Annotated in this window: 11 protein-coding genes; 8 read left to right on the forward strand and 3 right to left on the reverse strand. The window is 71.8% G+C overall.

Annotated elements, in window-relative coordinates; translation table 11 throughout:
- The first annotated feature begins 285 nt into the window (after positions 1–285).
- The 5 genes from DQ392_RS06925 to DQ392_RS06945 all read left to right on the forward strand — a co-directional run bounded on the left by DQ392_RS06925 (position 286) and on the right by DQ392_RS06945 (position 7959).
- Entirely contained in the window at positions 286–1803 is a 1518-nt protein-coding gene (locus tag DQ392_RS06925) for an HtaA domain-containing protein (protein ID WP_114014612.1), read from the forward strand.
- 92 nt (positions 1804–1895) lie between these two features.
- Entirely contained in the window at positions 1896–3629 is a 1734-nt protein-coding gene (locus DQ392_RS35770; protein ID WP_114014613.1) for an HtaA domain-containing protein, read from the forward strand.
- Positions 3630–3903: 274 nt separating this feature from the next.
- Positions 3904–4653 carry an SDR family oxidoreductase gene (locus DQ392_RS06935; RefSeq protein ID WP_114014614.1) on the forward strand — a complete coding sequence of 250 codons (750 nt, stop codon included), beginning with the start codon at positions 3904–3906 and terminating at the stop codon, positions 4651–4653.
- 117 nt (positions 4654–4770) lie between these two features.
- Complete coding sequence (locus DQ392_RS06940; protein ID WP_114014615.1) at positions 4771–5646, forward strand: LysR family transcriptional regulator; 876 nt, start codon at positions 4771–4773, stop codon at positions 5644–5646.
- 189 nt (positions 5647–5835) lie between these two features.
- Positions 5836–7959 (forward strand): SpoIIE family protein phosphatase, encoded by a 2124-nt coding sequence (locus tag DQ392_RS06945; RefSeq protein ID WP_114014616.1) that lies wholly within the window; start codon positions 5836–5838, stop codon positions 7957–7959.
- Positions 7960–8037: 78 nt separating this feature from the next.
- Here the strand turns inward: DQ392_RS06945 and DQ392_RS06950 are convergent, their stop codons facing one another.
- Both DQ392_RS06950 and DQ392_RS06955 read right to left on the reverse strand, forming a co-directional pair.
- A complete protein-coding gene (locus DQ392_RS06950; RefSeq protein ID WP_114014617.1) occupies positions 8038–8643 on the reverse strand; it encodes a response regulator transcription factor in 606 nt (201 codons plus the stop codon).
- Positions 8640–9848: a sensor histidine kinase gene (locus DQ392_RS06955; protein ID WP_114014618.1), complete on the reverse strand. Its 1209-nt coding sequence runs from the start codon at positions 9846–9848 to the stop codon at positions 8640–8642. The genes DQ392_RS06950 and DQ392_RS06955 overlap by 4 nt, the downstream gene beginning before the upstream one ends.
- Before the next feature lie 169 nt (positions 9849–10017).
- Between DQ392_RS06955 and DQ392_RS06960 the strand changes: the two genes are divergently transcribed.
- A complete protein-coding gene (locus DQ392_RS06960; RefSeq protein ID WP_114014619.1) occupies positions 10018–10512 on the forward strand; it encodes a hypothetical protein in 495 nt (164 codons plus the stop codon).
- 463 nt (positions 10513–10975) lie between these two features.
- Here the strand turns inward: DQ392_RS06960 and DQ392_RS06965 are convergent, their stop codons facing one another.
- A complete protein-coding gene (locus tag DQ392_RS06965; protein WP_114014620.1) occupies positions 10976–11449 on the reverse strand; it encodes an NUDIX hydrolase in 474 nt (157 codons plus the stop codon).
- Between the two features lie 289 nt (positions 11450–11738).
- Here DQ392_RS06965 and DQ392_RS06970 point away from each other — a divergent pair, with 289 nt between their 5' ends.
- Both DQ392_RS06970 and DQ392_RS06975 read left to right on the forward strand, forming a co-directional pair.
- Entirely contained in the window at positions 11739–12413 is a 675-nt protein-coding gene (locus tag DQ392_RS06970; RefSeq protein ID WP_245981233.1) for a TetR/AcrR family transcriptional regulator, read from the forward strand.
- Positions 12414–12415: 2 nt separating this feature from the next.
- Positions 12416–12616, forward strand: coding sequence for a ferredoxin (locus DQ392_RS06975; RefSeq protein WP_114014621.1), 201 nt, complete (start codon positions 12416–12418; stop codon positions 12614–12616).
- The last annotated feature ends 118 nt before the right edge of the window (positions 12617–12734 follow it).

Raw genomic sequence — 12734 nt, forward strand, 5'->3', positions numbered from 1 at the left:
CTTTCCCTCGTCGTGGGCCAACCCGCCGCCAGACACGCGCCGTTCGGGTGCGCCGTCCCGGCACTCCGCAACCGGTGCCCGCGTCCGGCAGTGCACCGGTCCTGGGTTTCCGGGCGGCGCGTGAGGTGCGCGGTGGCGTGCGGACGACCGCGGCTCCAGGGGCTTCCGGAAGCGCCGACGGTAGCTTAGGTTAGCCTTACCTTAATCGCTAGTCCCGGGCGCTTGCCCGGGCATCGGGCGCTGCGCGCTGCCCCGATTCCTCCGGCCGCCCCTGGAGTCGTACCGATGCGTTCGCGAACCCGGTTCCGTGCCGGAGTGCGTCACACACCCGTCCTGCTGGCCGCCGCGCTGACCGCGGCGAGCCTCACCGCACCGGCCGCCGCGGCAGCGGGCCCCGGCCTCAGCAAGGCGGCTCGCGAGACCACGCCGCGGGCGGCACCGAAGACGACGGACGGGAAGGCCGTCTCGGGCGGCCGGCTGGACTGGGGCATCAAGGCGTCGTTCCAAAGCTACGTCACCGGCCCCATCGCCCAGGGAAGTTGGTCACTGTCCGAGGGCGCCGCCACCACCGGCCGGAGCCGGTTCCGCTTCCACTCCGCACAGGGCGGTTACGACCCGGCCAGCGGCACCTTCGACGCCTCCTTCTCCGGCGCGGTGCGCTTCACCGGCCACCGCGAGCCCGGCGGCGGCAGCCAACTCGACCTGACCATCAGCGGACCCGCCGTCCGCATCACCGCCGAGGGCGAGGCCACGCTGTACGCGGACATCCGCAGCAAGGCCAGGAGCACCGGAAAGGTCACCGCCTCCACCGGCGTCCCGCTGGCCTCGCTCGACCTCGGCAACGTCTCCATGCGGGGCGGCAAGAGCCCGCTCACCCTCACCGACGTCCCGGCGAAACTGAGCGCACAGGGCGCCAGTGCCTTCGCCGGCTACTACAAGGCGGGCACGCCCCTCGACCCCGTCACCCTCTCCACCGATCTCGTGTCGCGGACCGACGGAAAGAGCCGGCGCGACGGACGCGGGAGCGACGGCGGAACCCAGGAGCGCGACGACGAGAAGGACGCGCGGAAGACATCCGTGCGGTTCTCCGACGCGGCCGTGGACTGGGGCGTTCGACGCACCTTCCGCGAGTACGTCACCGGCTCCCTCACCAAGGGGCGCTGGAAGCTGTCCGACGGGGCGCGGGATGGCGGCGCCGTTTTCCGGTTCCCTGCGGGCCGGGGCGACTTCCACCGGGAAGAGGGCTCGCTCGACGCCGCCTTCGACGGTGCCGTCCGCTTCACCGGCAAACATCTCAACCTCACACTCGACCACGTCCGAGTCCGGGTCAGGGACGGCAAGGGCACTCTCAGCGCCGATGTGACCCGGGGCGAGGGCAGCACGAAGAAGAACCGGGAACTCGTCGGTTTCGCCGCCGGGAAAGCCGCCTTGAAGCCGAAGGGCGGACTGGTGGAACTCACCGAGGCACCGGCCGCACTCACGGCGCAGGGAGCCGACGCCTTCGACGGCATGTACACCAAGGGCACCCGCATGGACCCGGTTTCCCTCGCCGTGGCACTCGACGAGAAGGCGCGCCTTCCGGCACTGCCCGATCTGGGCAGTGACGTCGACGCCGCCCACGGCAGCACGGGCCGCGAGGAGGGGAAGGACAGGCGGACCGCCGAGACGGCCTCTTCCCCGACGCCCGCGCCCACGTCACTGATCGCGGGCGGCGCGTCAGCCGCTGCGCTCGTCGCGGCGGGGGTCGTGTACCTCGCTCTCAGACGGCGAAGGGCCCGCGCCCGGCCGTCCACCGACGGCTGACCGTCCCGGCCGGCCCCGGCCCACACCCTGTCGCCCTCCGCTCCCCCACGACACGCTCCCCTCCGCCCACCCCTCTTCAGGAGACAGCACCCATGACCGACAACGCCCGGACCGACACCGCCGGATACCCGCGACGACTCCGGACTCGCGGCGGCGCCCTCGCGCTGGCCGCGGCCACGGCGACCGTCCTGGGCGTCACCGCCTGGGCACTCCCCGCTCTCGCGGCACAGGCCCCGGCCCGCGCCGGTGTGCCCGCGGCCGCCACCGCCTCCGTACCGCTCAAGGACGGCGCTCTCGACTGGGGCATCAAGAAGTCGTTCCGCGACTACCTCACCGGCCCGATAGCCAACGGAAAGATCACCGTCGCCGACGGTGCGCGCACCAACGCCGACGGCACGTTCCGCCTCACGGACGGCTCCGGGACCTACGACGTGGACTCCCACGCCGTGACCTCCGCCTTCCATGGCAGCATCCACCTGTACGGGCATCACGGCGCGCTGGACATCACGCTGTCCGGGTTCTCGATGGAGACGAAGGGCGAGAGCGGAACCCTCACCGCCGACGTCGCCAACGGCACGGGCGAGGACGGCGGCGGGAAGCCCGAGAAGGTCCACAAGGACGTGACGCTCGCCGACCTCGACCTGTCCGGGATCGAGCCCGGCTCGGGCGAGGACGGCGCGCTCACCTACTCCGGCGTTCCCGCCACGCTCACCGAGGGCGGGTCCAAGGCATTCGAGGGCTACTACCCACAGGGCGAGAAGCTCGATCCGGTGTCCCTGAGCGTCACGCCCGACAGCGCGGGCACCGGTGGCTCCTCCGGCACCGGCGGCTCGGCCTCCGGCACCGGCTCGGCCTCCGGGAGCGGCGGGAGTACGAACGGGGGTGCCCACAGCGGCGGGGCGTCCGCCGGAGGAGCCGCCACCGGTTCGGGCGGCCCCGGAAGCACGGCGGGCGGCGCCCCGGGCGCAGGCGGAGCCGGCGGAGACGGCGGCAGCGGATCGGACTCCGGGGGAGGCGCATCCGAGCAGCCCGCCTCCGGCACCCTCGTCGACGGCAACCTCGACTGGGGCGTGAAGGCGTCCTTCCGCTCCTACGTGACAGGCCCCATCGCCCACGGCAAGGTGGAGACCACCGACGGCGCCGAGCCCACCAGCGGCGGCTACCGCTTCACCCAGGGCGGCGGCGACTTCGAGAACGGCAGCCTGAACGCCACCTTCAAGGGCGGCGTACGCTTCCTCGGCCACAAGGAAGGCGGTGCGTACAGCCTCGACCTCACGTTCTCCCACCTCGGCGTGCAGGCCGAAGGCACCAAGGGCAGCCTCGTCGCCGACGTCCGCTCCAAGGACCGCACGAGCGGCAAGGTCTCGACCGACAAGGACGTCACCGTCGCGACGCTGAAGCTGGACAGCGGTGCGCTGACCGCACACAAGGACGTCGTCACGGTGAAGAAGGCGCCCGCCACCCTCACGAAGGCCGGCGCCGGGGCCTTCGGTGGCTTCTACGAGGCGGGAGACGCCCTCGACCCCGTCACGCTGGCCGCCTCCCTGGACGAGAACGCCTCGTTGCCCGGCGCCGGTTCGGGCGCGGACTCCGGCTCGGCCGGTGCGTCGGGCGGCGCGGAGGCCGCCACCACCGGAGGTGCCGAGAGCGTGGGTGGCACGGGGAGCGGCGCAGACGGCTCCCTCGCTTCCACGGGTGCGCGTCTTCCCGCTTCCGGGGTGGCCGGCGCGGCCGGCGTGCTGGCCGCTCTCGGCGGCGGCGCCGTATGGGCGGCGCGCCGCCGGACGGGGGCCCGGCCCGCTCCGGCAGTCAGGACTGAGAGCTGACAGACCGGCTCTCACCGCCGTGCCCGCCTGTTCCGACGGCCCTGCGGGCGGGCACGGCACCTCCTCGTACCGGCATCCGACCGGCATCCGAACCGAGCGGCTCGCCCCCTCGGACGTGTCCTCACACCGCTACGCCGAGGGACGGCAGGGCACCGACAGCGCTTGTGGGGCCACCGACTACTTTTGTTACCTCTTGCCCGGATTACCTCCCTACGCTGGGGACAGCAGCGGTGATCAACAGGGTCACCGACGTCGGCATGAGGAGGTACGGCACATGGCTGAGACGACGCTGCGGGACAAGGTCGCGGTCATCGGCGGAGGCGAGAAGAACCTGGGTGGCCTGCTCAGCAGGGACTTCGCCGACGCCGGTGCCAAGGTGGTGGTGCACTACCACACCGGCGAGAACGAGGCCGAGCAGACGGTGAAGGCGATCCGGGACGCGGGAGGGCAAGCCGTGTCGGTGCACGGCGATCTCACGAAAGTCGCCGACGTGCGGAGGCTGTTCGACACGGCAGTCGACACCTACGGCGGTGCCGACATCGCGGTGAACACCACCGGAATGGTGCTGCGCAAGCCCATCCTGGAGACCAGCGAGGAAGAGTACGACCGCATGTTCGGCATCAACGCCAAGGCCGCCTTCTTCTTCATCCAGGAAGCCGGCCGACGACTGAACGACCACGGCAAGATCATCAGTTTGGGCACGTCCCTTCTTGCCGCATTCACCGACGGCTACTCCACCTACGCCGGCGGCAAGGCGCCCCTGGAGCACTTCACCCGGGCGGCCGCCAAAGAGTTCGCGGACCGGCACATCTCGGTGAACACCGTGGCCCCTGGGCCGATGGACACCCCGTTCTTCTACCCTCAGGAGACGCCCGAACGGGTGGAGTTCCACAAGTCGCAGGCCATGGGCCACCAGCTCACCCAGATCGAGGACATCGCCCCGCTCATCCGGTTCCTCGCCACGGAGGGCTGGTGGTTCACCGGCCAGACCATGTTCCCCAACGGCGGCTACACCACCCGCTGACCCGCACCCGCCGGGACGGGCCGCGCCACGGACACCGGGCGGCCCGGCCCCGGCACTCTCGGCCGAGCCGGTCGGGACCTGTCCGCTTCCGCCCTCTCACCGCCGGCAAGGCATGGCATGAACCTCGACCTTCACAAGCTGGACCACCTGATCGCCGTGGCCGAGGAGGGCAGCGTCACCCGCGCCGCTTCCCGCCTCCACCTGTCCCAGCAGGCCCTTTCCACCTCCATCAAGGTTCTCGAACGCGAGATCGGCGTCCCGCTGCTGGAGCGCGGCAGCAGCGGCGTCACCCTGCTGCCCGCCGGACAGGCCCTGGTCGAGGACGCCCGCGTGCTGCGAGGCATGGCGCGCTCGGCAGTGCGGCGCGCCCGCCGCACGGGGCGCGGCGAGCCCGACACGCTGCGCATCGGCCACACTCCCGCTGTCACCGGGGAAGAGGTCGTCTCCTTGCTGACGCCGGTGGCCGAACGCCGTCCCGGCCTCGTGCCCGAGGTCCACCAGCGCTACCCCCACGAACTGGTCTCCGCTCTCCTGGCGGGCGATCTCGACGTCGGCCTGTGCCGGGGCACAGGCCCGGTACACGGACTCACCCGAACGACGTTGGGCCACCAACGTCTGCACCTCGCCGTATCCGCCGACCACCGGCTGGCCACCCGGACAACCGTGGCCCTCAGCGAACTCGCCGACGAAACCCTCATGGTCTGGGGGCACCCCGGCCGCTCCGACTACACCGACCTCCTCATGGACCACTGCCGTCGCGCCGGCTTCGAACCCCGCGCCGTACGCACCGACCGCCAGGGCACTCCCCCGGTCACCGCTGTCATCGGCACCGACCGGGTCGCCTTCGTCACCACACCTCCGGGGACCACCGCGGACGGCAGAGCGCGCGTCCTTCCCCTCGAACCCCCCGCACACGCGCCCCTGCACGCTCTCTACCTGCCCCAGACCTCAAGCGCCGGGCGTGACGTCTTCCTCAGCAGCGCCGGCTTCTGAATCGCGGGCGCTCACCGGCGCCTCCAGCCGTACCGGACTCGCCCGATGCGGTGAACCTCCGTCCACCGCCCACGCCTCCACCGGCCATGAAGGGCATGAGTAGCCCCACCTGAGATCCAGTGAACCGGATGACGGAGCACGACGAGCCGGGGCTGAAGGCTGCTGCTGTCGGCAGGAAGCGGTGAGAGCATGCACAGCGCTGCCCGCTTTCCTGTCGAACTGGGACGTACGGTCCAGGAGGTCGGCGCATCCGTGGGCGCCGTCTATCTTCTGTCCGAGGACGGAAGGACCCTGCGGCTGGCGGCTTTGAGGGGAATCCCGGAGAAAGTCGCGGCCCCCTGGGCACGGCTGCCGCTGAGGGATCCGATCCCTGTGGCAGAGGCTGTCCGAGAGCGACGCCTGGTATGGGTCCAGGACCAGACCGAGCTTGCCCGCCGGTTTCCGAGGGCCGCCCTTGTGATGCCCTACGACTTCGCGCTCGCGGCCGCACCGATCATCGGTGACACCCTCCCGCGTGGCGCTCTGCTGCTTCAGTGGCCCAGCTCGCGCCCGCCGCAGCTGAGCGCGCACGAGCGCGACACGCTCGTGGCAGCGTGCCAGCGCATGGGTGCTCTCCTCCAGGACGCCGCCCCGAGCGACGGTGCGGTGACACCCGCAGAAGAGAGCACGGTGACACCCGGAGAAGAGGGGCCCGCACGCGGCAGCCGGCCTGCTCGTGTACAGCGTGGGGACCCGTTCGCCGCCGAGGAGTTCGCCAACCGTCTTCCGGAGGGCTGCTGCTCCCTGGACGCGGAGGGCCGCATCACATTCCTCAGCGACACCGCTGCCGACCTGCTAGGACGCAGGGTCGAGGACTCACTCGGCGCGCTGCTGTGGGAAGCGCTTCCCTGGTTGGACAATCCGGTGTTCGAAGACCGCTACCGCGCGGCCGCGATCAGCCACCGGGCCACCTCGGTGACGGTGCGGCGATCGGCCCACCAGTATCTGGACATCGACCTTCACCCGGACGCCGCGGGGGTCAGTCTCCGCATCACCCCCACCCCGGGCACCGCAGCCGCGAGCCGGCCGGGAGGAGGGCAGACAGCCGGAATGGACAGGCCCCACCTGGCGGGGTCGCTGTACGACGTGATGCATCTGGCCGCGTCGCTCGCCGAGGCCGTCAGCGTGAGGGATGTGGTCGAGTTGGCCGCCGACCAGATCATGCCCGCCTTCGGTGCCCAGGGCTTCGTCGTGTCTGTTGCGGAGGGTGGAAAACTGCACATCGTCGGCCAGCGCGGTTACCGGCCCGAGGTCATCAGCCGCCTCGACCACCCTCCCTTCCGGGACGACAACGCACCGACGGTGCGCGTGCTGACGACGGCCTCACCCCTCTTCTTCGCCTCGCCCCGTGAAATGGCTCAGCTCGACCCCGACATCCCGAGGCTGACCGAGCGGGCGGCCTGGGCATTCCTCCCTTTGATCGCGTCCGGACATCCGGTCGGCTGTTGCGTGGTCTCCTTCGATCAGCCCCATCCCTTCGGTCACGACGAACGCGCGGTTCTGACTTCCCTCGCCGCTCTCCTGGCGCAAGCCCTGGACCGTGCCCGCCTCTATGACGCCGAACACCAGCTCGCGCACGAGCTCCAGACCGCCTTGCTCCCCGCGTCCCTCCCCGACGTGCCCGGATTGGAGGTGGCCGCCCGCTACCTGCCCACGTCCCGGGGGATGGACATCGGGGGTGACTTCTACGACGTCATCTGCTGCGGCGATACCACCATCGCCGCCACCATCGGCGACGTACAGGGCCACAACGCCAACGCCGCCGCGCTCATGGGACAGGTGCGCACCGGTGTCCACGCCAGCGCCGGCGCTCCGCCCGGCGAAGTCCTCGCTCGCACCAACCGTCTGCTGACCGACCTCGACACCGGCCTGTTCACCAGCTGCCTCTACGCCCATCTCGACCTGGCCCGCCACCGCGTCCAGCTGGCCAGCGCAGGCCACATGCCACCACTTCTGCGCCACCCGGACGGACGAACGGAGATCCTGCACCTGCCGCCGGGCCTCCTGCTGGGCATCGACCCCGCTGCCGGCTACCAGGCCACCGAGATCCCCCTGCCACCGGGCGCGGTCCTCGCCCTGTACACGGACGGGCTCGTCGAATCCCCCGGCAGGAACCTCGACGACGCCATCGCAGACCTTGCCGACCACCTCGCCCGCGCACCGCACCGGTCCATGGACGACCTCGCGGACGCCCTCGTCCACCCCAACCAGCACAGCGGCCTCCGCCACGACGACATGGCCCTGCTCCTGCTCCACACGCCACGCGGCGGATGACGTACCTGTGTCTGCGGCCGGGAGCAGCTCTGCCTGGCATACCTGGAACGCCAGGAGTGGAGTGGATCGGCGCGGCGGTCACAGCCAGCCGTTGGCCTCCGCGAGCCGGGCAGCCTCGGCGCGGGTGCGGGCCCTCGTCTTGCCGATCGCCGACGACAGGTGGTTGCGCACGGTGCCCTGGGACAGCCGGAGCGTTCTGGCGATGTCGGCCACGGTGCCGCCGTCGGCAGCGGCGCGCAGCACGTCCGCCTCGCGCTCGGTGAGCGGGCTCGCGCCGCTGGCCAGCGCTTCCGCGGCGAGGGCCGGGTCCACGAAGCGCAGGCCGGCGTGGACGCGGCGAATCGCGTCGACCAGCTGTTCGGGCGGGGAGTCCTTCACGACGTATCCGGCCGCGCCCGCGGACATCGCCCGGGCGAGGTAGCCGGGGCGGCTGAAGGTCGTGCAGATGATGGTGCGGCAGCCGGGCAGCGTCCGCTGAAGGTCGGCGGCGACGGTCAGGCCGTCCCGGCCCGGCATCTGTACGTCGAGCAGCGCGATGTCCGGCGCGGTCCGCTGCGCGGCGGCCGGCACCTCGGTGCCGTTGCCGACCTCGGCGACCACGTCGAGATCGGGCTCGATCCTGAGCACAGCCGCGAGGGCGCCGCGTACCAGTGCCTGGTCGTCGGCCAGCAGGACGCGGATCATGACGGCTCTGCTTTCTGTGCGGGTGCGGGGTCGCTCGCCGGGGCCGGCCCGCGGGCGACGACCCGGAACCCGCCACCGGGGGCAGGCCCGTGTTCGAGCGTGCCCGACACGGCGGCCAGCCGTTCGGTCAGGCCGGTGAGCCCGTTTCCGGCGCTCGCCTCGCCGGTGGATCCGCCGTTGTCGGTGATCTCGACCCGGTCGGGCCCGACACGGACGGTGCACCGTTCGGCGTCCGAGTGCCGCAGCACGTTGGTGACCGCCTCCCGCACGACGTAGCCGAACACCTCGTCCAGCTCGGCGCGTACGGCGTCGGTCGCGGCGGGCAGGTCGGCCCGTACGCCGGCGGCGCGCAGAGCCATGCGGGCGCCGGCGAGTTCGCTGTCCAGCGACAGGGTGCGGTAGTTCGAGATGGTGGCCCGCACGTCGGACAGCGCCGTGCGCGCCATGTTCTCGAGCTCGGTGACCTGGCCGACGGCGAGGGCCACGTCTCCCGACGACTCCAGGATGCGCCGCGTCAGACCCAGTTTGACGGTCATCGTGGAGAGGCTGTGGCCGAGGACGTCGTGCATGTCCCGGGCGACCCGCTCCCGTTCCTGGTGCACGGCCAGTCGCCTGACCTGCTCGCGCGCGGCCCGCAGGTGCCCGATCGTGAAGTTGAGCGCGAAGACGGTACCGAGTGCCGCGGTCACCCCGACGAGGAGGGCCACCTGCGCCCAGGCGATCTCGCCCTCGGCGAGACGCATCCAGACGATCTGCCCCAGCACCGTGGCGAGACCGAGCAGCAGCGCGTGGCGCAGCGGCAGCAGCATGAGCCCGATCGAGAGGGCGAAGGTCAGATCGGTCAGGTGGTGCGGCGACGCGAGGAGCACGGCAGGTGCCGCCCCGAGCAGGAACAGCACGGCCACGATGGCGACGCGTCGCCGCCGCAGCGCCACAGGACCGTACCAGGGCGCCAGCATGCAGCCGATGCCGTAGCAGGCGACGAGGCCGATCGCGAGCCAGGTGAGCAGTCGAGGCCCGGGAGCGTGCGCGATGTCCTCGGCTCGTGCGATCAGGGTGAGGGAGGCGAGCGCGGTGGCCGTGGTGACGATCACGCGGCTTCGGCCGTACGCGCCGGGGCTGTCCGGCTGGTCCTTCCAGAAACTCCAGTCCGGCCACTTGCCGGCGGAGAACTCGTCCGGATCGCGTGCGGCCACGCCGGTCATGGTAGGCCAGCCGCCGCCGCGGCGTACAAACGGCGGCCCCGGGAGCGATACCTGGGTCATGGAGGCAAGCGTCGCCCACCCGTGGCCGGCGACCCCGTCCGGGTTGTCACCCGGTCATGCATGACAGATGGCATGGGTCCGGCCGGCGGGCCGGTGCTGCGATGGACTCATGTTGCACGCGAAGAGGATCCATCTGCCCTCCCAGGAGTACGAGCTCACCGAGGACGGTCGGGCGCTGACGGCGTTCTCGTTGCGCAGAGGCCGCATCGGCGCGCGGTTCACCCTGTGCGGGGTCGGCTACCTCGTCCGCACTCACCGCTTCAGTGGCGTCTACGAACTCCTCCACGCCGCCGGCGGGGACGGTGACGGGACGGTCGTCGCGACCACGGACCGGGTGCGCCGCAGCTGGCACCTGGCGTGTTCCGGGAGGGTCGTCCCGTTCCGGCAGACCGCGGCGGCCGGCCGGGAGTTCACCATGACCGGAGACGACGGTGAGCCCGCCGGCACGATCCGCCGCACCGGACACCTGCGCACGGAGGTGACCGCCGACCTGCCGGACCTGGAACCCGCGCTCCAGGTCTTCGCGCTCGTCGTCGTGCTGCTGCGCAGGCGGCGCAAGCGGGCGGCGGCGGCCGTCCGGTCGACCTCCCTCGCGGGCGGCTGACGCTCCGGACCGAGAGTGCGGACGGCCCCGGCGTCTGGGGTGAACCGGCTGGCGTTCGTCTCCTGGCTTCCGCTCGACATCGGTGCCCTGGCCGGTCCGGACAGCCCGCGCCGACCAAGGGTGCGCTACGTGCACGTGCTGGAAGTGCCGATGTGGACCTGCCGCGGATGGGCACCGTTGAACGCCCTCCCTGACCGGGCTTCCAGCAGACCGTCCTGGCGTCGGGGAAGCGGACGTACACGACGTCGTCGTGGCGGGTGTGTTCGCGCTGTGGGCGGTCCGGCCCTCGGGGCCGAGTGACTGCCGGTACCCCGCGCCCTTGTACTCACTCAGGAGGGCGGTGCCCTTGGTGAAGCACACGCAGGGGTACGGGCACGTCGCCGTCAGGCGTGCGGTCGAGTCGGCCGCGGGCGCACCGGGAGCGGTGCTCCGTCGCCGCGACGGTCCGCCTCCGCGTGGCGGCTCAGTGCTGGATCAGGCCGCCGACCGGTACGGGGGCGACGTGGCCGGTCGGCGGATGGGTCCGTGCCAGGGCGAGCCCGATGTCGACGAGTGAGGAGCGACGCATGCGCGAGACGCCGGGCAGCGGGGTCCAGACCGACTCGGCGATGTCGCCGTCGGGCTCGGGCCTGAGGAGCCCTCCGGTGATGCGGACCTGGTAGAAGATGCCGAGATTCTGGTGGTCCTGTGTGCCGGGGACGTTGCGTTCGGCTGCGGGGACGACCCGCGAGTCCACGCCCAGCAGGTTTTCGACCACCGCCTCGTATCCGGTCTCCTCAGCGACCTCCCGGATCACCGCGTCGAACGGGTCCTCCGCGTGCTCGACTCTGCCGCCCGGAAGGGTCCAGTTGGCCTCGCCCTTGGGCGGTGCGTGGCAGGCGAGCAGCACTCGCCCGTCCTCGACGCACACGGCGTACGCCGCCAGTCGGAAACACATCACCGACACCTCCGCACCGGACGGTACAGCGTGCTGTGGCGGCGGGACCCGCTCGCGGGATCCGCGTGCGGCCCTCCTCGGACGTGCCTGCTCCGGGTGAACCCCCTTATTAAGTCAGTCGATTGACTTATAGCGGAAGCCCGTGTTCACCTGGAGCGGTACGGTCCACCGACCGGGGAGGCACCGGAGTGACTGACCTGCCGGACACGGCACCGCCCGCCGGCGCGTGCCCCGACGAGCCCGGACGCACCACACCCGAAGGCCCGTCACGCTCGCGGACGGTGACCCCGTGAGCGCCGCCGCGCGAACCGGACGGGCGGACCGCACGACGGAGACCCGCGACGCGCTGATGACGGCGGCGGAAAGGCTGTTCGCCGAGCACGGGCTGTCCGCCGTCTCCAGCCGCCAGATCGGCGAAGCCGCGGGACAGGGCAACGTGACAGCCGTCAGCTACCACTTCGGCAGCAGATCCGGGCTCGTGCGCGCCATCATGACCCGGCACGGGGAGCGGGTCGACCAGCTTCGGCAACGGTACGTACGCGCGGCCGGCGACAGCGGCGACATCCGCGACTGGGTCGGCTGCCTCGTGCGTCCCGTGCCGGAGTATCTGGACTCCCTCGGGGTCCCCTCGTGGCACGCCCGCTTCTCTGTGCTGGTCATGACCGACCCGATGCTCCGTGCGCTCGTCACCGACGAGGCGCTCGTGCGGCCCTGTCTGGGTGAGGTCCTCGACAACCTCGGCCGCTGTCTCGCGGCGCTTCCCGAGCGCGTCCGGGCCGAACGCGGAGACATGGCACGGCATCTGCTCGTCCACACCTGCGCGGAACGGGAACGCGCGCTGGCCGAGGGCACCGGAGCGCCACACGCCTCCTGGCGGCGCACGGCCGACGCACTGACCGACGCGGTCGTCGGACTGCTGACAGCGCCCGTCACCCACCCCGACGACTCCCTGGAGAAGGCCTGAGTATGAGGATCAGCGTCGACGAGGACAGGTGCTGCGGCGCCGGACAGTGCGCCATGGCCGTTCCGGACGTCTTCGACCAGCGGGACGAGGACGGCATCGTGGTCCTCCTCGCCCCCGAGCCGCACCCCGACCGTCACGAGGCCGTGCGCGAGGCGGCCGACATGTGTCCTGCCGCCGCCATCCACGTCGGCGAAGGCACGTGATCCCTCCCCACGCGCCGCGGCGGCCGGCTCGCCGGCCGCCGCCGCCGACTCACCGACCGCTGCCGTGGAGCCCCGCCGTGGAGGGCGCCGCCCCCTCGCCCGTCGCCTCGGGCGGCCG

The sequence above is a fragment of the Streptomyces reniochalinae genome (genome assembly GCF_003323735.1).
Classification (GTDB): Bacteria; Actinomycetota; Actinomycetes; order Streptomycetales; family Streptomycetaceae; genus Streptomyces; species Streptomyces reniochalinae.